Raw genomic sequence first — 20,415 nt, 5'->3', positions numbered from 1 at the left:
GTCCACGACCCTATAGGTCGGCGGAGTCCAGGAGCGATCCGACCTCGTCGGCGCTGAGCTCGCGCAGGGTGCCCTCGCGCAGGTTGCCGATCCGGACCGGTCCGATCGCGGTCCGGGTCAGCCGCTGCACCGGGTGGCCGATCTCGGCCAGCAGGCGGCGCACGATCCGGTTCCGGCCCTCGTGGATGACCAGCTCGACGATCCCCCGGCTGGTGGTGCTCGAGATGACCCGGGCTCGACGGACCTCGACCGGGCCGTCCTCCAGCGTGACGCCGGCCAGCAGCGTCCGCACGGTGGCCTTGTCGACGGCGCCCTTCACCTCGGCGACGTAGGTCTTCTCCACCTCGTACGACGGGTGCGCGAGCCGCTGGGCGAAGTCGCCGTCGTTGGTGAGCAGGATCAGGCCGTCGGTGTCGGTGTCGAGCCGGCCCACGTGGAACAGCCGCTCCGGACGGTCGGCGACGTAGTCGGTCAGCGTCGGCCGCCCCTCCGGGTCCGACATCGTGGAGACGACGCCGCGGGGCTTGTTGAGCACCAGGTAGACGTTCGGCGAGATCGGTGGCAGCCGCTTGCCGGAGACCCGGATCACCGCGGTGCGCGGGTCGACCTTGGTGCCGAGCCGGGTCACGATCTCCCCGTCGACCTCGACCTCTCCGGCGAGCATGAGCTCCTCGCACTTGCGCCGGCTGGCCACCCCGGAGGTCGCCAGCAACTTCTGGAGACGGATCAGGCCGTCCCCGTCGAGCTCGACCTGATCACTCACCGGCGTCCGGCTCGGGTGCTTCGTCGTGGTCGTCGGCCGCAGGTGCGTCCCCGGCGAGCGCGGACGGAACCGCAGCCGCGAACTCCTCGTCGTCGAACTCGTCCATGTCGGGCACGAACGGGGCCAGCTCGGGAAGCTCGTCGAGCGAGGTGATGCCGATCCGCTCGAGGAAGTAGGTCGAGGTCCGGTACAGGTGCGCCCCGGTCTCCGCGTCGGTGCCGGCCTCCTCGACCAGCCCGCGGGTGAGCAGCGTGCGCATCACGCCGTCGACGTTGACGCCACGGATGGCCGAGACCCTGCTCCGGCTGACCGGCTGCTTGTAGGCGACCACCGCGAGCGTCTCCAGGGCCGCCTGGGTCAGCCGGGCCTGCTGCCCCTCGAGGACGAAGCGCTCCACGACGGGCGCGAACTCCTCACGGGTGTAGTACCGCCACCCACCGGCGACGTTGCGCAGCTCGAAGCCGCGGACCTGCTCGTCGTACTCGGCGGCCAGCTCGGCCAGGGCCGTGGTGACCTCGCCGACCGGGTAGCCGACCGCGGTGGCCAGGCTGACCTCGTCCATCGGCTGGTCGGCGACCATCAGGACCGCCTCCAGCGCCGGACGCAGGTCGGCCAGCGGGATCGACAGCGCCTCGCCCTCGGACTCCCGGGTCGGGTCCCCGGTCTCCTCGACGGCCTCGTCGACGGCCTCGTCGACGGCCTCAGCGACCTCCGCCTGCTCGCGGTCCTGGGCGGCCAGGTCTTCAGCGGTCTGGGTCTCGCTCATGACTGGTCGGTCTCCGCTTCGTTCTCGTCGTCGTTCAGGGCAGCTGCCGGGTCCGGTGACAGCGGGGTCCCGTCGAACTCGTCGTTGATCTCGATCTCCTCGTCCTCGCTGCCGGTCCACCGGACGGTGAGCTCCCCGAGCGGGGTGACCTGGTCGAAGGCCAGCACACCCTCCCGGAACAGCTCGAGCAGCGCCAGGAAGCGCGCCACCTTGGTCATCGTGTCCGGGGCGTCCGCGGCGAGCTTGCGGAAGGTCAGCGTGCCGTGCACCCGCAACCGCTCCACGACGACGTGAGCCTGCTCGCGCACGCTCACCGCCGGGGCGTGGATGTGCGCCAGCGACAGCTCCGGCTCCGGCTTGGGCTCCAGCGCCCTGAAGGCCAGGGCGGCGAACTCCTCCAGCCCGAGCCCGATCAGCACGTCGGGCAGCAGGGTGGCGAACCGCTCGTCCAGGCCGACCGCGCGCGGGTGGCGCAGCGCCTCGGCCTCCATCCGGGTCTCCAGCACCGTGGCGACCTGCTTGAAGGCCCGGTACTGCAGCAGCCGGGCGAAGAGAAGGTCGCGGGCCTCGAGCAGCGCCAGGTCGTCCTCGTCCTCGACGTCGCCCGAGGGCAGCAGCCGGGCCGCCTTCAGGTCCAGCAGCGTGGAGGCCACCAGCAGGAACGACGTCGTCTGCTCCAGGTCCCAGACGTCGCCGGCCGCCTTGATGTGGGCGATGAACTCGTCGGTGACCTTGGACAGCGCCACCTCGGTGACGTCGAGCTTGTGCTTGCCGATCAGGTTCAGCAGCAGGTCGAAGGGGCCCTCGAAGTTGTCCAGCCGGACGGCGAAGCCGGTACCGAGGGTCTCCCCCAGCCCGTCACCCTCCAGGCCGCCGGGCTCGGTGAGCTCGGAGGTCGCAGTGCTCACCTGGCTCACCCGATCAGCCGGCGTACGAGCTCGCTGTCGTCCCCGTGGTGCTCGAGGTCGGCCAGCACGATCGCCAGCGCCTCGCGGACCAGGCGACCGCGGTCCACCGCGAGGCCGTGGTCACGACGGAGCGCCAACCGGGCGTGCTCGATGTCGACCAGCTCGTCCGCGGTCACGTAGACGGTCATCTTCTCGTCGTGACGGACCCGGCCGCTGGACGTCCGGGGCGCCTTCGCCGCCTTGGCCGCCGTGGAGGCAGCCTGCTTCGGCAACGCCTTGACGGGCCGGGGCGCTTTCGCCGCCTCGGCCGTCTCGATGCTCTCCTCGTTCTCCTCGCCGGTCGGCCGGAACAGGTCGTCGGCCGTCGGCAGGCTCACACGTCGCGCTGCCAACGAGCGAGCACCTCCCGGGCCAGCTGGCGGTAGGAGTCCGCACCGGTGGAGTCTGAGGCGTAGCTGGTGATCGGCTCACCGGCGACGGTGGAGTCGGAGAACTTCACGGTGCGCCGGATCACGGTGTGGAAGACGGTGTCACCCCAGGCCTCCACCAGGCGCTCCATCACCTCGCGGCCGTGCAGGGTGCGCCCGTCGAACATGGTGCCGAGCACGCCGTCGATCTCGAGCTTCGGGTTCAGCCGCTCGCGGACCTTGTCGATGGTGGTCTTGAGCAGGGCCACGCCACGGAGCGCGAAGTACTCGCACTCCAGGGGCACGATCACGCTGTCGCTCGCGGTCAGGGCGTTCACGGTGAGCAGGCCGAGCGAGGGTTGGCAGTCGACCAGGATGACGTCGTACTTCTCCAGCGCCGGCGCGAGCACCCGCTGGAGCGTCTGCTCCCGGGCGACCTCGTGGACCAGCTGCACCTCGGCGGCCGAGAGGTCGATGTTCGAGGGCAGCAGGTCCATCCCGTCCACGCCGGAGGGAACGACGACCTCGTCGACCGCCACGTCCCGCTGCATCAGCAGGTTGTAGACGGTCTTCTCCATCTGGTGCGGGTTCAGGCCAAGCCCCACCGAGAGCGAGCCCTGCGGGTCGAAGTCGACGAGGAGCACCTTGTAGCCGTACTCGGCCAGCGAGGCACCCAGGTTGATGGTGGTGGTCGTCTTGCCGACCCCACCCTTCTGGTTGACCATCGAGATGACCCGGGCGTTGCCGTGGACGGCCGGGCGGACCGGCTCGGGGAAGACGGGCAGCGGGCGTCCGGTCGGGCCGATGACGGCCTCGGACTCCTCGACGGTGGTCACGGTGTTCTCCTGCAATTGTCGACTTTCGGATCCGTCCAGTGTGGACCCGGGGACCGACGAATCCCGGTAAGGCAGCACCGTGGCGTCGCGCTGCTCGCTCTGGCCCTGCTCGGCGACCGGATTGTGGATCAGGGGTGGTACCTCGGAAGCACTGGTGGACTGTCCGCCGAATCCGTCGGCACCGCTCATGGTCCGATTCCCCTTTGTCTACGGTGGTTCTGCGACTTGTCGACATACCGCCATGTCGTGCAGTGGCGCGACTCTAGGCCCGTCGGTCCGGCGCTCACAAGGCGAGTGGGAAGACTCGCAACCCTCGCGCCAAATCTGGGGAAACCGTGTGCACAGAGCCACGCTTGGATGCACAGAAGGCGACCGGACTGTGCATAAGTCTGTGGGTTCGGAAACCTCAGGAAAGGGCGCGCGGGTGGGCCGCGGCGTAGACCTCGCGCAGGCTGTCGACCGTGACCAGGGTGTAGACCTGGGTGGTCGTCACGGAGGCGTGCCCGAGCAGCTCCTGGACCACCCGGACGTCCGCACCGCCTTCGAGCAGGTGGGTCGCGTACGAGTGCCGCATCGTGTGCGGCGAGACCTCGGCGGTGACACCGGCGCGTTCGGCCGACTTCACGATCACCGTCCAGGCGCTCTGGCGCGAGAGCCGTCCGCCCCGGGCGTTGAGGAACAGACCTGGCGTCCCGGTTCCGGCCGCGACCAGCTCGGGTCGCGCCCGGGTGAGGTAGGCCGCGATCGCCTCCCGGGCGTACCGGCCCACCGGCACGATCCGCTCCTTGCCGCCCTTGCCGCGCAGCAGGACGGTTCCGGCCACCGAGCCGTCGGTCTCGTTCAGGTCGAGGTCGTCCACGTCCAGGCCGACCGCCTCGGAGATCCGCGCCCCGGTCCCGTAGAGCAGCTCGAGCAGGGCCCGGTCGCGCAGCGCGAGCACGGTACCCGGAGCGCCGGCGGCATCCAGGATCGACTCGACGTCGGCGAGCGGGAGCGCCTTCGGCAGCCGCTTGGCGGGGCTGGGCGGCCTGACCCCGGCGGACGGGTCCAGGCGCGCCAGACCGTCCTTGACCGCGAACTTGTGGAAGCCGCGCACGGCCACGACGGTCCGGCCGGCCGAGGTGGCGCTCAGCGGCGGGTGCTCGGCGTCACCCTCGCGCAGCGCCATCAGGAAGCCGAGCACGGTCTGCTCGGTCACCGCGTCCAAGTCCCCGACCCCGACGGAGTCCAGGTAGCCCAGGTAGCGGCGCAGGTCGCGCTTGTAGGAGGTCAGCGTGTTCGCCGCCAGGCCGCGCTCGACCCCGAGGTGGTCGAGGTAGGTCCGCACGGCCCGGACGAGCGGGCTGGAGCCCTCAGCCGCCAAGCGCTGCCTCCAGGGAGACCGACGACATCCCGTGCGCCTCCGCCACCGGCCCGTTGGTGACCGAGCCGGCGTGGGTGTTCAGGCCCAGCGCCAGCGCGTCGTCGTCGCGGCAGGCCTTCTCCCAGCCCTTGTCGGCCAGCGCGACCGCGAACGGCAGAGTGGCGTTGGTCAGCGCGTAGGTCGAGGTGTTCGGCACCGCACCGGGCATGTTCGCCACGCAGTAGAACGTCGAGTTGTGCACCTGGTACGTCGGGTCCGCGTGCGTGGTCGCGTGGGTGTCCTCGAAGCAGCCGCCCTGGTCCACGGCGATGTCGACCAGGACGGAGCCCGGCTTCATCGCGGCGACCAGATCGTTGGTGACCAGCTTGGGGGCCTTGGCGCCCGGGATGAGCACGGCGCCGATGACCATGTCCGCCTCCAGGACCTGCTGCTGGATCGCCAGCTTGGAGGAGGCCAGGCCGTGCACCCGGTTGTTGTAGCGCCAGAACGACATCCGGAGCTTGTCCAGGTCGGTGTCGAGCAGGGTCACGTCGGCGCCCATCCCGAGGGCGATGTTCGCCGCGTTCTGGCCCGAGACTCCCGCCCCGAGGATGACGACCTTGGCGTTCGCGACCCCGCCGACGCCGCCCATCAGCACGCCGCGGCCGCCCTGGGCCTTCAGCAGCGAGTAGGCGCCGACCTGGGGCGCCAGGCAGCCGGCGACCTCGGACATCGGGTAGAGCAGTGGCAGCCCGCCCGAGGGCAGCTGCACGGTCTCGTAGGCGATCCCGGTGACCTCCCGGGCGACGAGCTCACGGGTGAGCGGCTCGTCCGCGGCCAGGTGGAGGTAGGTGAAGAGCAGCAGACCCGGACGCATCCGGTGGTACTCCTCGGCGACCGGCTCCTTGACCTTGAGCACCATCTCGGCGTTGCCCCAGACCTCGTCGGCCGACTCGAGGAGCTTCGCGCCGGCGGCGGCGTACTCCGAGTCCTCGATCGAGGAACCGATGCCCGCGCCGACCTGCACGAACACCTCGTGCCCGTGCGCGACCAGCTCGTGGACGCCGACCGGGGTGATCGCCACCCGGTACTCGTGGTTCTTGACTTCCTTCGGTACGCCGACCCTCACGACGGTCCTCCCAGCTCGACGACGGCACCACGTTGTGCCGGTATTCGGAGTCTAGGGGTGAGGGTGGACTCAGAGTCGACCGCGGGCCAGGAGTGTCTCGTGGGCGAGAATCGCGGTGATCAGCGGGGCGTCGGCGACCCGGCCGTCCAGAACGGCCTCGATCAGCTCGGCACGCGGCACCCGCTCGAGGATCATCTCCGCCTCCTCGTGGTGCGGCTCGTAGCCGGAGTCGACCTCCTGGAGACCGGTCGCCAGGTACATCGCGTGGGTCTCCGAGGTGATCCCCGGGGAGGCCCAGGTGGTCATCAGGTGCGTCCAGACCGCGGCTTCAAGCCCGGCCTCCTCGAGCAGCTCGCGCCGGGCGGCGACCAGCGGGTCCTCCCCCGGCTGGTCCAGCTTCCCCGCGGGCAGCTCGACGAGACGCATCTGCGCGGGATGGCGGTACTGGCGGACCACGACGACGCGGTCCTGGTCGTCGATCGCCAGGATGACCACGGCACCGGGATCCTCGACCACGATCCGGCCGAACTCCTCCTCGGGGTGCCCGGGCCTGCTGATCGTGTCCTTGCGCACCGCCACGACCCAGTCGTCGCGGTGGATGTCGCGGGTCGAGGCGACCGGCCAGCTCAGGGGCTCGTCGCGCAGCTCGGCGCCGGCCTCACTCATCGTCGGCGCGACGGCGCAGCCCGGACTCGTCGATCGGGATCCGCAGCTCGCGCTGACGGGTGATCGCGGCACCGACCAGGCCGGCGAACAGCGGGTGCGGCTTGGTCGGACGGGACTTCAGCTCCGGGTGCGCCTGCGTCGAGACGTAGTACGGGTGCACCTCCGCGGGCAGCTCGACGTACTCGACCAGGTTGTGGTCCGGGGACAGCCCGGAGAAGACCAGGCCGGCGGCCTCGAGCTTGTCGCGGTAGGCGTTGTTGACCTCGTAGCGGTGACGGTGCCGCTCCTCGACCATCGGAGCGCCGTACGCCGCCCGCACGACCGAACCCTCGGCCAGGTTCGCCGGGTACAAGCCCAGGCGCATGGTGCCGCCCAGGTCGCCCGCGCCCTCGACGAACGCGTGCTGCTCGGCCATGGTCGCGATCACCGGCTCGGCGCACTCGGGGTCGAACTCGGTCGAGGCGGCGTCGAGCAGACCGGCCTCGTTGCGGGCGTACTCGATGACCATGCACTGCAGGCCCAGGCAGATGCCCAGCGTCGGGATCTTGTTCGTCCGGGCGTAGGTGAGGGCGCCGAGCTTGCCCTCCAGGCCCCGGATGCCGAAGCCGCCGGGGACGAGCACCGCGTCCACCTCGGACAGGTGCTTGGCTGCACCCTCGGGCGTGGCGCACTCGTCGGAGGCGATCCAGCTGATGTTGACCTTGGCGCGGTGCGCGAAGCCGCCGGCGCGCAGCGCCTCGGCGACCGACAGGTAGGCGTCGGGCAGGTCGATGTACTTGCCGACCAGCGCGACGGTGACCTCCTCGTCGGGGTGGTGCACCCGCTGGAGCAGGTCGTCCCACAGCGTCCAGTCGACGTCACGGAAGGGCAGGTCCAGGCGCCGGACCACGTAGGCGTCGAGGCCCTCGCGGTGCAGGACCTTCGGGATGTCGTAGATCGACGGCGCGTCGGCGGCGGTGACCACGGCGTCCTGGTCGACGTCGCACATCAGGGAGATCTTCTTCTTGATGCTGTCCGGGATCTGCCGGTCGGCGCGGCAGACGATCGCGTCCGGCTGGATACCGATCGAGCGCAGCGCGGCGACCGAGTGCTGGGTCGGCTTGGTCTTGAGCTCCTGCGACGGGCCGATCCACGGGACCAGGGAGACGTGCAGGAAGAAGCAGTTGTCGCGACCGATGTCGTGGCGGACCTGGCGGGCGGCCTCGAGGAACGGCAGGGACTCGATGTCGCCGACGGTGCCGCCGATCTCGGTGATCACGACGTCGACGCCCTCACCGCCCATCGCGCGGATCCGGTCCTTGATCTCGTTGGTGATGTGCGGGATCACCTGGACGGTGTCGCCGAGGTAGTCGCCACGGCGCTCCTTGGCGATCACCGTGGAGTAGACCTGCCCGGTGGTGACGTTGGCGATCTGGTTGAGGTCGGTGTCCAGGAACCGCTCGTAGTGGCCGACGTCGAGGTCGGTCTCGGCGCCGTCGTTGGTCACGAAGACCTCACCGTGCTGGAACGGGTTCATCGTCCCGGGGTCGACGTTCAGGTACGGGTCCAGCTTCTGCATCGTGACCCGCAGTCCGCGCGACTTGAGCAGGTTGCCGAGACTCGAGGCGGTCAGTCCCTTGCCGAGCGAGGAGGCGACCCCGCCGGTGACGAATACGTGCTTGGTCGGCTGGCTCGGTGCCAAGGTGACTCCCGTGGTGTTGTCGCATCAAGGTGCGGGACCTGGAGCCTCACGACTCCGTCATCTCCACGGGGTTCAACCCTATCAAGAATTCCGGAGTTCGTTCCCACGACGCTCCGGAGATGGTCACGACAGCGGCGGGACCGGCCCGTCCTTGGCGTCCACGCCACCCCAGGACCCGGTGTTCCCCCGGCCCAGGGCGGCCAGCGCGAGGATCGTGGTCACCTGGCCCGAGACGGACTCGGCGGTGTCGACCGTGCTCAGACCGGCGACGGCGCCCCCGGACCGGAGCGACCCGAGCACGCCCAGCGGCCCGGCCGCACTGGCCGGTCCGGCCACGACGACGGGCGCCTGACCGGCGTAGGACTGCAGGATCGTCGCGGGAACGGCGTTCGCGCCGGCGGCATCTGCGTTCTCGGCCGCGGGCCCGGTGACCGCGACGGTGAGGTCGGCCCGCGCGGTCGGGTCGGTGGCGGTGACCAGGCCGGCGGTCTGCAGCCCGGAGACGATCCCGACCGCCGTCTCGTCGTACGGCGCGGTGTCCTGAGCCGAGTCCGCCGGGAGCCCGACGGCCCGGGCCAGCAGCAGCCCGAAGCGCTGGAACCCGCTCGCGGTCGCCGGGATCTGCAGGTCGGGGTTCTGGGTGGCCATCTGGCTGGTCAGGGCCTCGACGAGCTGACGGCTCGAGGCCCGCCCCATCACCGGTTTGAAGGTGACCTGCGCGGTCACCTTCCCCCCGGCCGCCGCGATCAGGTTCCGCACCCCACCGACGGTGTTCGGATCGGCTCCGGGAAGGGCCAGCACGGTCACCGAACGGCCCTTGAGCACGTTGCGGACCAGATCCGGTGCAGTGGCCGCGGCGTAGGCCGAGCTGTACTTCTCCCCGGCCCGGAGCGAGGCGATCTGGTGCTCCTTCTCGACGACCTTGCGCTTCTGGGCGGTGAGCTCGTCGTCGCGGGTCTGGTTGCTCTTCTGCAGCGGCCCAGCGCCGATCGCGATGCCGAGGGCGAGCACCAGCGCCACGCCGACCAGGCGCATGACCCAGGACCTCATCCGCCCAGCACCCCCGGGAGGTGCTGGTGCAGGTCGTGCCACCAGTCGTTGCCGATCGGGGTGACGGCCGTGGCGTAGGCCACGACGGCGGCAGCGGCGAGGAGGACGAGGGCGAGGTGCCAGCGGCGGACCTTGCCCGTGTACAACAGCGGTACGGCGCCGGCCTCGACCAGCCGCGAGCCGACCCGCAGCCGCGCCATCACGGCGCTGGCCTGGTCGCTGCGGCTGCGGTCGATGAAGTCCTCGAGCGTGGCGGGCGTGCCCACGGGCACGACCAGCCGTGCGCCCCCGAGCTCGGCGAGCAGCAGCCCGACGTCGGCGCCGGCGGCACTGGTCTGCATCGTGTGGGTCGGCAGGTTCAGCTTCTCCAGGCGGCGCCGCACGGCGTCGCCGCTGCCGTTGAGGACGACCTCCCGGCAGCGCGCGAGGGCCTTGTCCTCGATGGCGCCGTCGCCGGTGAGCACCAGCACGTCCGGGCGCAGCCGTCGCGCCCGCGCCACCTCGGCGCCGCGGTCGACGGCGATGATGACGGGCTTCTGCTCGCGGACGAAGGTGCCGAGACTCTTCAGCTCGCCGACCGTGGCCGCGGGCCCGACCACGAGCACGAGCCGTCCGTCCAGGTCGGTCCGGAGCTCCGGAGCGCCGGTGCCGTGCAGCAGCAGCCCCTCCTCGCGGCGCAGGAACTCGCTCGCCGTGTGCGCGAAGGTGTCCAGCTGACTGGCCAGGCCGACGCGGGCGGCGTCCATCCGCTGCTCGATCTCGTCGGACCCGACCTCACGCACGTCCGCAGCGAGCACCGCGCCGTCGAACAGGCTCGTGCCCTGACGGCGGACCCGCTGCCCGTCCCGCAGACCGAGGACCTGGTCGCGATTGCCCTCGAGGAGCGTGACGCCGCCGGCCGCGAGCATCCGCGGTCCTTGGTTGGCGAACCGGCCGGAGATGAACTCCGAGGCGTTGAGCACCGCGGCCGGTCGGCGCGCGAGCAGCGCCTGCGCGAGCGAGGCATCCAGGTCACGGCGGTCGATCACCGCCAGGTCGCCCTCCTCGAGGCGGGCGAGCAGCGTGCCGAGATTGCGGTGCGCACGCACGACGAGGTCGCGCTCGGGGTTGTTCGGATCGAGGGCAGGACGGCGTTTGGGGAAGGACATGACCCCTGCATGGTCGCACGCGGATCGCCCGATTTGTCGGACGCTCCCGTGGTGCGTCGCTCCCGGTCAGCGACGGGGGCGAGCCTGGCGGGCCTGCTGGGCGACGTCGAGGAGCTCCTGGGCGTGCGCCATCGCGGTCTCGGACTCCTCCAGGCCGGCGAGCATCCGGGAGAGCTCGCGCACCCGCCCCTCGTCGTCGAGCACCTCGAGGCCGGAGGTGGTGACGCGGCCGTCGCTGGACTTCTGCACCACCACGTGACGATCAGCGAAGGCGGCGACCTGCGGCAGGTGGGTGACCACGAGTACTTGGGCCGAGGCGGCGAGGGCGGCCAGCCGGCGCCCGATCTCGACCGCGGCCTTGCCACCGACGCCGGCATCGACCTCGTCGAAGACGAACGTCGGCACCGGGCTGGTCCCGGCGAGCACGACCTCGATCGCGAGCATCACCCGGGACAGCTCACCTCCCGAGGCGCCCTTGTTCAGCGGTCGCGGCTCGGCGCCGGTGTTGGCCGCGAGCAGGATCTCGATCTGGTCCAGGCCGTGGGCGGTGAACCGCCACGTCTCCCCGTCGACCTCGAGGCCGTCGGGGTCCGGCGTCCGGGTCAGGGCGATTCGGACCTCGGCGTGCGGCATCGCCAGCGCGGTGAGCTCCTCGCTGACCGCGGCGGCGAGCCGGTCGCCGGCCTCCGCGCGCGCCCGACTCAGGTCGCTACCCGTCGCCGCCAGCGCGCTCCGGAGCTCGGCACGCTCGGACCGCAGCTCCTCGGCGCGGGTCTCGGAGTTGTCGAGCGACAGCAGCCGCTGCGCCGAGGACGCCGACCACGCCAGCACCTCGTCGATGGTCTCGCCGTACTTCCGGGTCAGGGCCGTCAACGCTGCGCGACGGTCGGAGACCACCGCGAGCCGCGCCGGATCGGTGTCGACGGCGGTCGCGTAGGCCGCGACGTCGGCGGCAACGTCGGAGAGCAGGTAGCTGAGCTCGGCGACCCGGTCCGCGAGCCGACCGGCTTCCTCGTCGTGCTCGCGCACCGACTCGAGCGCACGGCGCGCTGCGGCCACCGCGCCGAGGGCGTCGGGTTGGTCCTGCTCGGCCGACAACGCCTCGCGAGCCAGCTCGGCGGCGGTGCGCAACGTGTCGGCGAAACCGAGGCGTGACTCCTCGGTGGCCAGGCGCTGGTCCTCACCCGGCTGCGGCTCGACGGCCTCGATCTCTGCCAGGCCCAGGCGCAGCACGTCCGCCTCCCGAGCCCGCTCGCGCGCGGCCCCGACGACCTCGGCGAGCTCGCTCTCGACCTCCTTGAGCCGTCGGTAGAGCTCGGCGTACCGGGTTCGTAGTTCCGCCACAGCGGCGCCGGCGAAACCGTCGACCGCCGCGCGCTGGGCCTCGGCCTGCAGCAGCCGGTGCTGGTCGGACTGGCCGTGCACGGCGACCAGGTGGTCGGCCACGCCCTGGAGCGCCGAGATCGGCACCGAGGCCCCGCCCAGGAAGGCGCGCGAACGGCCCTCAGCGGAGAGCTGACGGGCGAGGACCAGAGAACCGTCCTCGACCACGCCGCCCAGCTCGTCGGTCTGCAGCGCCACGGCACTGGTGGGGTCAGCGACCGTCACGATGCCCTCGACACGGGCAGCCTTCGCCCCGCTGCGGACCGCGCCGGCATCGGCGCGTGCACCGAGCAGCAGGCCGAGCGCGGTGACCAGCATGGTCTTGCCGGCCCCGGTCTCACCCGTTACGACGTTGAGCCCGGGACCGAGCTCGAGGACCGACTCGTCGATCACACCGAGCGAGGCGATCCGGATCTCCTCGATCATGCCGTCTCGCCGTCGGAGCTCTTGCGCCGACGACCCGCCGCACCGCGCCAACCCTCGACGGGCAGGTCGAACTTGGCGACCAGCCGGTCGGTGAAGGGGGCCTGGTGCAGGCGGGCGAGGCGCACCGGTCGACTCCCCCGGCGGACCTCGATCCGGGCACCCGGCGGCAGCTCGACGGTGCGTCGACCGTCGCACCACAGCACGCCGGCGCCCTGGGTCTGGGCGAGCACCTCGACGGCGAGGACCGAGTCCGGCGCGACCACCATCGGTCGTGCGAACAGTGCGTGCGCGCTGATCGGCACGATCAGCAGCGCCTCGACGCCGGGCCACACGATCGGGCCCCCGGCGGAGAAGTTGTACGCCGTCGAGCCGGTCGGGGTCGCGCAGACCACACCGTCGCAGCCCCACCGGCTGAGCGGGCGGCCGTCGACCTCGAAGACCACCTCGAGCATGCGCTGGCGGGCGGCCTTCTCCACGCTGGCCTCGTTCAACGCCCACGTCGAGGAGACCAGCTCCTTGCCCTGGTAGACGGCGACATCGATGGTGAGCCGGTCCTCGACGGTGTACCGACGTTCGACGATGGCCTCGATGGTGGCCTCGACGTCCTCGCTCTCGGCTTCAGCCAGGAATCCGACGTGCCCGAGGTTGACCCCGAGCAGCGGCGTCCCGGTGGAGTGGGTCAGCTCGGCAGCCCGCAGGATGGTGCCGTCGCCGCCGATGACCACGGCCAGCTCGACGCCGTCGGCCGCGCCGTTCTCGTCGACGAGCTCGACCCCGTCAGAAGCACTCAGGCCCAGCTCTGCGGCCTCGTCGGCCAGCACCCGGACCACCAGCGCCTGGTCACCCAGCGCCGAGATGACCTTGCGGGCGACGACCACCGCCTCGTCGCGCCCGGTGTGCGCGAGCAGCAGGATCCGGCGGACCGCTGACCCGTGATCGCCCGTGCTCATGGTCAAAGCCTCTCACCAGGCTCCCCCAGGACCGTGGAGCGGCTCACCTCGGCGGCGATGTCCGCCGCGTCCACGGTTGCTGCGCCGGCCCGGAGCCAGAGGAAGAACTCGACGTTGCCGGACGGACCGGGCAGCGGGCTCACCGCGACCCCGACCGCGCCCCAGCCGCGCTCCGCCGCAGCGTCGGCGATCCCCTGGACCGCCTCGGCCCGGTGCGCCGGGTCGCGCACGACCCCACCCTTGCCCAGCCGTTCCTTGCCGACCTCGAACTGCGGCTTGACCATCAGGGCGAGGTCGCCGTCGGGAGCCGTGACCCCGATCAGGGCGTCGAGCACCAGGCGCAGGGAGATGAAGGACAGGTCACCCACGACCAGGTCGACGGGTCCGCCGATCAGCTCGGTGCTGAGCTCACGGATGTTGGTGCGGTCGTGCACGACGACCCGCTCGTCGGACTGAAGGGACCAGGCGAGCTGGCCGTAGCCGACGTCGACGGCGACCACCTCGGCGGCTCCGGCGCGCAGCAGCACGTCGGTGAACCCGCCGGTCGAGGCCCCGGCGTCCAGGCAGCGTCGTCCGGACACGGTGAGGCCGCCCGGTGCGAACGCCGCGAGCGCGCCGGCGAGCTTGTGCCCGCCGCGGCTCACGTAGTCGGGCTTCTCCGGATCAGCGCGGACCACCAGGTCCGCGTCGACGGTCACCGCTGTCGCGGGCTTCGTCGCACGCTGGCCCTGCACGCTCACCCGGCCCTCGGCGATCAGCTCCGCCGCGTGGTCGCGGGAACGCGCCATGCCGCGTCGGACCAGCTCGGCGTCGAGCCGCAGACGCCGGACGCCCATCAGCGCCTCCGGTCAGGCCTGGTCGTCGCCGGCGCCGGACAGCGTGCGCCGCAGCTGCTCGTGAGCCTGCTCGAAGACGGCCACGTGCTCGTCGACCGGCGTGCCGTCGAGTGCCCCGAGTGAGCGCAGCACTTCGTCGACCGCTGGGTGACCGGTCTGGATGTCGCCGTCCTCGTCGCGCGGCAGGCCGACTCCCGGGTCGGGTTCCTCGGCGAGCAGCTCGTCCTCGCGAGCAGTGCGCTCCTCGGCGGTCTCCTCGACCTCACCGGGGGCGTCCTCGAGCACGTTCTCCGGGTCCTCTTCCGGGGCCTCCTCGAGGTCGGCGACGGGCTCCTCCGGCTGGTACTCGGTCATGGGGTCACGCTACCCGGCTGGACTCCCGTGGTCGTCGCCGGTCGGCCGGTGTCGTCCAGGTGCGACCACAGAGCCGCAGCGACCGCGGCCCACCACCCGTGCAGGTCGCCGGAGCCGTCGACCTCCAGCGCGCCGTCACGCACCGAGGCCACCCAGCTGCCCGGTTCCGCCGGGGGTACCAGGAGGGCACTCAGGTCCGCTCCGAGGTAGGTCGGTCGACGCGCGGCCTCCAGCGATGCGAGCTCTGTCAGGCCGGTGACTCCGGTCATCACCAGCAAGGAGTCCCAGCCGACTGCGAGCGCGCCGTCGATGTCGGTGTCGAGCCGGTCCCCCACGACGAGCGGGTGCTCCCCGCCGACCCGGGCCAGCGACTCCTCGTAGAGCGGCTTCGCCGGCTTGCCCGCCGCGACCGGGCTGCGGTCGGCGTACTCGGCCACCAGCCGCACCAGGGTGCCGTTGCCCGGACCGGGACCGTGACGCGTCGGCACGGTGAGGTCCAGGTTGGTGGCGACCCACGGCAGCCCTCGGCGGACCAGGATCGCTCCGTTGATGACCTGGCGCCACGGCATGTCAGGGCCGTACCCCTGCACGACGGCAACCGGCTCCTCGTCGAGGTCGATCACCGGTACCAGGCCGCGCTCGCGCAGTGCCGCGTGCAGCCCGTCGCCGCCGATCACGTACACCCGGCTCCCGGCCGGCACCTGCTCGGCGACCAACCGGGCCGCCGCCTGGGCGCTGGTGACCACGTCGCTCGCCGCCGTGGCGATGCCGAGCTCGCTGAGGTGCTCGGCGACGTAGTCAGGCGTGCGGGCGGCGTTGTTCGTCACGTAGGCCAGGTGCAGGCCGGACTCGCGGGCGGCGTTCAGCGCTTCCACCGCACCCGGGACCGCGCTGGCCCCGATGTACACAACCCCGTCGAGGTCGAGCAGGGCGACGTCGTACGACGCCACCAAAGCGTCCACGGCTCCGGTCGCAGCCACGATCAGTCCTTGGGCAGGCTTCGCTCGATCTCCAGGGCCCGCGCTCCGGCGTCGGTGATCTCCTCGATGTCGGTCGCCTCGGTCCGGTGGAACCACTCCAACGCGTCCTCGGGACGCCCGGCGGCAAGCAGGGTCTCCGCGTAGGTGTAGCGCAGGCGCGCCACCCACGGAGCCCGCGAGCGCGAGTTCAGCGAACCGTTCTCGAGGGTGCGCAACGCGGCGTCGAGCTCGCCGCGGTCGCGACGGGCCCCCGCCTCGACGATGAGCACCTCGGCCAGCAGCGGCGGCGCGAAGTTCTCCCGCGAGGCGTTCTTGAGCAGGGTCAACGCCCGGTCCGGGCGCCCCAGGGCCCGCTCGCAGTCCGCCATGATCGCGATGTACTCCTGCGCGCCGTTCATGCGCTTGGCCGAGCGGAGCTCCGAGAGCGCCTCGGCGTAGTCACCCGCGGCGTAGGCGGCCTCGCCCACGGCTTCGCGCACGACCGCGAGCCGCCCGGCGCGACTGCGCGCAGCGAGGGTGTGCTGGTAGGCCGTCTTGGGGTCGCTGTCGAGCAGCTCGCCGGCAGCGACCAGGTGGCGGGCGACCCGGAGCATCAGCTTCTCGGGCAGCGACTTGAGCTGGTCGACGACCGAGCGGTCCAGCTCCTTGCCGGTGATCCACTCGGGGATCTCCGGTCCGTCGTACCGCTTCTGGTCCTCGGTGCGCTCAGCGTCCGTACGCCGCGGGCGCTGGTCGTCCCGCCGGTCACGGCTGTAGGGCCGGGACCCACCCCGCGCGTCGTCGCGCTTCCCGTACGGCTTCTTGTCGCCGTCCCGCTTGGGGTACGGCTTCTTGTCACCGTCGCGCTTCGCGTAGGGCTTGTCCCCGTCCCGCGACGCCGAGCGTCCGCCGGCGCCCCTGCTCGGAGCCGCGCCCCGCGAAGAACCACCCTGCGGCCGCCCACCCGCGCGACCACCCTGGCTGCGTCCACCGCCCGAGGACGGACGGGAGCTTCTGGGCTGACGATCTTCGGGCACGACGGCTCCTCCTGGGTGGTACGACACTCTTGAATTGGTTCGGTGCTGGCTAGGTGCTGCAGGTCGAGTTTGGAACACGAATCCCAGCGCAACAAGCCCGAAAATGACGCAAGGGCCGCCCCCGGAGGGGCGACCCTTGCTAAAAATATGTCCGGCGACGTCCTACTCTCCCACAACCTCCCGGTTGCAGTACCATCGGCGCTGAACGGCTTGACTTCCGGGTTCGGAATGGAGCCGGGTATTTCCCGTTCGCTATGGCCGCCGAAACTCTATTGAGTTATATCGAAGCCTGATTTCTCAGGTTCCCGACCGTAACTCGGGAACCACACAGTGGACGCGCAACATCTTTGAGGGACAAGCCCTCGGCCTATTAGTACCGGTCGGCTAGGCATTACTGCTGTACACCTCCGGCCTATCAACCCAGTCGTCTACTGGGGGCCTTACCCGGTTAACCCGGTGGGAAACCTCATCTTGAAACGTGCTTCCCGCTTAGATGCTTTCAGCGGTTATCACTTCCGAACGTAGCTAACCAGCCGTGCTCCTGGCGGAACAACTGGCACACCAGAGGTTCGTCCATCCCGGTCCTCTCGTACTAGGGACAGCCTTTCTCAAGTTTCCTGCGCGCGCGGCGGATAGGGACCGAACTGTCTCACGACGTTCTAAACCCAGCTCGCGTGCCGCTTTAATGGGCGAACAGCCCAACCCTTGGGACCTACTCCAGCCCCAGGATGCGACGAGCCGACATCGAGGTGCCAAACCATCCCGTCGATATGGACTCTTGGGGAAGATCAGCCTGTTATCCCCGGGGTACCTTTTATCCGTTGAGCGACGCCGCTTCCACATGCCAGCGCCGGATCACTAGTTCCGACTTTCGTCCCTGCTCGAGCTGTCACTCTCACAGTCAAGCTCCCTTGTGCACTTACACTCGAAACCTGATTGCCAACCAGGCTGAGGGAACCTTTGAGCGCCTCCGTTACATTTTAGGAGGCAACCGCCCCAGTTAAACTACCCATCAGGCACTGTCCCTGATCCAGATAATGGACCTAGGTTAGATGTCTAGAGCGATCAGAGTGGTATTTCAACGTTGACTCCACCTGAACTGGCGTCCAAGCTTCAAAGTCTCCCACCTATCCTACACAAATCGAACCAAACACCAATACCAAACTATAGTAAAGGTCCCGGGGTCTTTCCGTCCTGCCGCGCGTAACGAGCATCTTTACTCGTACTGCAATTTCGCCGAGTCCATGGTTGAGACAGCGCCCAAGTCGTTACTCCATTCGTGCAGGTCGGAACTTACCCGACAAGGAATTTCGCTACCTTAGGATGGTTATAGTTACCACCGCCGTTTACTGGGGCTTAAGTTCTGCGCTTCGCACAAGTGCTAACACGTCCCCTTAACCTTCCAGCACCGGGCAGGAGTCAGTCCGTATACATCGTCTTACAACTTCGCACGGACCTGTGTTTTTAGTAAACAGTCGCTTGGGCCTGGTCTCTGCGGCCATCAATGCTTTCTGCAGCAAGTGCATACACATATCCGGCCCCCCTTCTCCCGAAGTTACGGGGGCATTTTGCCGAGTTCCTTAACCATGGTTCACTCGATCGCCTTGGTATTCTCTACCTGATCACCTGAGTCGGTTTGGGGTACGGGCGGCGCATAGCTCGCTAGAGGTTTTTCTCGGCAGCATAGGATCATCGACTTCGCTCATAAGAGCTCGGCATCGTGTCTCAGGCATATAGGTGACGGATTTGCCTATCACCAACCCTACGCACTTACCCGTGGACAACCATCGCCACGGTTCGACTACCTTCCTGCGTCACCCCATCGCTTGACTACTACCGGTTCGGGTTCTGTGCTCCGCCTTGCCCTCTCGCCCCGAAGGGTCTGATAAGCAAGGTTTCGGACAGTTAGCATCACCGGGTTCGTCATGGGCGCTATTTTGCCGGTACGGGAATATCAACCCGTTGTCCATCGACTACGCCTGTCGGCCTCGCCTTAGGTCCCGACTTACCCAGGGCAGATTAGCTTGACCCTGGAACCCTTGATCATTCGGCGGAAGAGTTTCTCACTCTTCATTCGCTACTCATGCCTGCATTCTCACTCGTGTCGCGTCCACGGCTGGATCACTCCGCCGCTTCACTCGCGACACGACGCTCCCCTACCTATCCGTGCAACTGGACCACGAAGGCCTGTCTTACGCACGAATACCATAGCTTCGGTGGATAACTTGAGCCCCGCTACATTGTCGGCGCAGAATCACTTGACCAGTGAGCTATTACGCACTCTTTCAAGGGTGGCTGCTTCTAAGCCAACCTCCTGGTTGTCTGTGCGACTCCACATCCTTTTCCACTTAGTTATCGCTTAGGGACCTTAGCTGATGGTCTGGGCTGTTTCCCTCTCGACAATGGAGCTTATCCCCCACTGTCTCACTGCCGCGCTCTAACTTACCGGCATTCGGAGTTTGGCTAATTTCGGTAAGCTTGTGGGCCCCCTAGACTATCCAGTGCTCTACCTCCGGCAAGAAACACGCGACGCTGCACCTAAATGCATTTCGGGGAGAACCAGCTATCACGAAGTTTGATTGGCCTTTCACCCCTATCCACAGGTCATCCCCTCAGTTTTCAACCTAAGTGGGTTCGGTCCTCCACGCGGTCTTACCCGCGCTTCAACCTGCCCATGGATAGATCACTTCGCTTCGGGTCTAGAGCGTGCCACTCAATCGCCCTATTCGGACTCGCTTTCGCTACGGCTACCCCACACGGGTTAACCTTGCGACACACCGCTAACTCGCAGGCTCATTCTTCAAAAGGCACGCTGTCACAGGTGTAAACACCCGCTCCAACGGTTTGTAGGCACATGGTTTCAGGTACTATTTCACTCCCCGCCAGGGGTACTTTTCACCTTTCCCTCACGGTACTTGTCCGCTATCGGTCACCAAGGAGTATTTAGGCTTAACGGGTGGTCCCGCCAGATTCACACGGAATTTCAGGGGTTCCGTGTTACTTGGGGTGACGCTTCAGAGTCATTGACTTACGTGTACGGGGGTATCACCCTCTACGCCGGGACTTTCCAGTCCTCTTCGACTTCATCAATGATTTCTTACTCTGTGTTGACTCGGCAGAATCAACTAAACGGCCCCACAACCCTCAAACAGCAACGCCTGCCGGCTATCACACTGCTTGAGTTTGGCCTCTTCCGATTTCGCTCGCCACTACTCTCGGAATCACTTTTGTTTTCTCTTCCTGAGGGTACTGAGATGTTTCACTTCCCCTCGTTCCCTCCAACTGCCCTATGTGTTCAGGCAGAGGTAACTGGACATGACTCCAGCTGGGTTTCCCCATTCGGAAATCCCCGGATCACAGCTCTGTTGCCAACTCCCCGGGGCTTATCGCAGGCTCATACGTCCTTCATCGGCTCTTGGTGCCAAGGCATCCACCATGTGCCCTTAGTAGCTTGTCTTGCTACAAAGATGCTCGCGTCCACTGTGTAGTTCTCAAGATACGGGCGGTGCCGCCATCGGTTCCACGCTTTCCCGTTCACATCCTCACGGATGGAACGAGAAGTTCGAGGGGATGGTGGCCCTAGAAGGTTCGATCTCTCGATCCCTCAGGACCCAACAGTGTGCCTGATTCGTATGCGGCGCCGGCCTCGAGGTTCCACTCCGTTGATCCCACACGAGGTGGGCGGTTGTACTGACGAGACGTCTTCCGTCTACAAGCCAAATAGTCGACGTTCCACTAGTGAGCAGTGCTCGGCGGTAGAACGTGTGTCTACAC

The 20,415-nt window shown here is 68.6% G+C and carries 17 protein-coding genes and 2 rRNA genes; all 19 read right to left on the bottom strand.

Annotated features, from left to right (window positions below; translation table 11 throughout):
- Window positions 1-10: 10 nt before the first annotated feature.
- Window positions 11-763, bottom strand: a complete 753-nt coding sequence (locus tag EFL95_RS09785) for a pseudouridine synthase (protein ID WP_123233788.1) — start codon at window positions 761-763, stop codon at window positions 11-13.
- Entirely contained in the window at window positions 756-1,529 is a 774-nt protein-coding gene (gene scpB, locus EFL95_RS09780; protein WP_123233787.1) for an SMC-Scp complex subunit ScpB, read from the bottom strand. The genes EFL95_RS09785 and scpB overlap by 8 nt, the downstream gene beginning before the upstream one ends.
- Entirely contained in the window at window positions 1,526-2,398 is an 873-nt protein-coding gene (locus tag EFL95_RS09775) for a segregation and condensation protein A (protein ID WP_221176435.1), read from the bottom strand. The genes scpB and EFL95_RS09775 overlap by 4 nt, the downstream gene beginning before the upstream one ends.
- Before the next feature lie 44 nt (window positions 2,399-2,442).
- Window positions 2,443-2,829, bottom strand: coding sequence for a hypothetical protein (locus tag EFL95_RS09770; protein ID WP_123233785.1), 387 nt, complete (start codon window positions 2,827-2,829; stop codon window positions 2,443-2,445).
- Window positions 2,811-3,680 carry a ParA family protein gene (locus EFL95_RS09765; RefSeq protein WP_246004885.1) on the bottom strand — a complete coding sequence of 290 codons (870 nt, stop codon included), beginning with the start codon at window positions 3,678-3,680 and terminating at the stop codon, window positions 2,811-2,813. Before EFL95_RS09765 ends, EFL95_RS09770 begins: the two co-directional genes overlap by 19 nt.
- 406 nt (window positions 3,681-4,086) lie before the next feature.
- Window positions 4,087-5,007: a site-specific tyrosine recombinase XerD gene (locus EFL95_RS09760; RefSeq protein ID WP_123234902.1), complete on the bottom strand. Its 921-nt coding sequence runs from the start codon at window positions 5,005-5,007 to the stop codon at window positions 4,087-4,089.
- Window positions 5,008-5,032: 25 nt separating this feature from the next.
- Complete coding sequence (gene ald / locus EFL95_RS09755) at window positions 5,033-6,151, bottom strand: alanine dehydrogenase (RefSeq protein ID WP_123233784.1); 1,119 nt, start codon at window positions 6,149-6,151, stop codon at window positions 5,033-5,035.
- 69 nt (window positions 6,152-6,220) lie between these two features.
- On the bottom strand, window positions 6,221-6,817 hold the full coding sequence (locus tag EFL95_RS09750) for an NUDIX domain-containing protein (RefSeq protein ID WP_123233783.1): 597 nt from the start codon (window positions 6,815-6,817) through the stop codon (window positions 6,221-6,223).
- A complete protein-coding gene (locus EFL95_RS09745; protein WP_123233782.1) occupies window positions 6,810-8,498 on the bottom strand; it encodes a CTP synthase in 1,689 nt (562 codons plus the stop codon). The genes EFL95_RS09750 and EFL95_RS09745 overlap by 8 nt, the downstream gene beginning before the upstream one ends.
- 123 nt (window positions 8,499-8,621) lie before the next feature.
- On the bottom strand, window positions 8,622-9,548 hold the full coding sequence (locus EFL95_RS09740; RefSeq protein WP_123233781.1) for a copper transporter: 927 nt from the start codon (window positions 9,546-9,548) through the stop codon (window positions 8,622-8,624).
- On the bottom strand, window positions 9,545-10,696 hold the full coding sequence (steA, locus tag EFL95_RS09735; RefSeq protein ID WP_123233780.1) for a putative cytokinetic ring protein SteA: 1,152 nt from the start codon (window positions 10,694-10,696) through the stop codon (window positions 9,545-9,547). The genes EFL95_RS09740 and steA overlap by 4 nt, the downstream gene beginning before the upstream one ends.
- A 66-nt stretch (window positions 10,697-10,762) precedes the next feature.
- Complete coding sequence (gene recN, locus EFL95_RS09730; protein ID WP_123233779.1) at window positions 10,763-12,505, bottom strand: DNA repair protein RecN; 1,743 nt, start codon at window positions 12,503-12,505, stop codon at window positions 10,763-10,765.
- The gene (locus EFL95_RS09725; RefSeq protein WP_123233778.1) at window positions 12,502-13,455 is read right to left on the bottom strand and encodes an NAD kinase; all 954 of its coding nucleotides are present in this window, start codon (window positions 13,453-13,455) and stop codon (window positions 12,502-12,504) included. Before EFL95_RS09725 ends, recN begins: the two co-directional genes overlap by 4 nt.
- Before the next feature lie 2 nt (window positions 13,456-13,457).
- Window positions 13,458-14,291, bottom strand: coding sequence for a TlyA family RNA methyltransferase (locus EFL95_RS09720; RefSeq protein WP_281272201.1), 834 nt, complete (start codon window positions 14,289-14,291; stop codon window positions 13,458-13,460).
- Window positions 14,292-14,303: 12 nt separating this feature from the next.
- Complete coding sequence (locus EFL95_RS09715; protein WP_123233776.1) at window positions 14,304-14,645, bottom strand: hypothetical protein; 342 nt, start codon at window positions 14,643-14,645, stop codon at window positions 14,304-14,306.
- Window positions 14,642-15,625, bottom strand: coding sequence for an HAD-IIA family hydrolase (locus tag EFL95_RS09710; protein WP_246004883.1), 984 nt, complete (start codon window positions 15,623-15,625; stop codon window positions 14,642-14,644). Before EFL95_RS09710 ends, EFL95_RS09715 begins: the two co-directional genes overlap by 4 nt.
- A gap of 2 nt (window positions 15,626-15,627) precedes the next feature.
- Window positions 15,628-16,641, bottom strand: a complete 1,014-nt coding sequence (locus EFL95_RS09705) for a tetratricopeptide repeat protein (RefSeq protein WP_123233775.1) — start codon at window positions 16,639-16,641, stop codon at window positions 15,628-15,630.
- Window positions 16,642-16,790: 149 nt separating this feature from the next.
- Window positions 16,791-16,907, bottom strand: a 5S ribosomal RNA gene (rrf, locus tag EFL95_RS09700).
- An 84-nt stretch (window positions 16,908-16,991) separates the two neighbouring features.
- Window positions 16,992-20,098: ribosomal RNA gene (locus EFL95_RS09695) — 23S ribosomal RNA — on the bottom strand.
- Window positions 20,099-20,415 lie beyond the last annotated feature (317 nt).

It is taken from the genome of Nocardioides marmorisolisilvae (assembly GCF_003725775.1).
GTDB classification, from domain to species: domain Bacteria; phylum Actinomycetota; class Actinomycetes; order Propionibacteriales; family Nocardioidaceae; genus Marmoricola; species Marmoricola marmorisolisilvae.
This window is presented reverse-complemented; position numbering and strand designations above follow the sequence as displayed.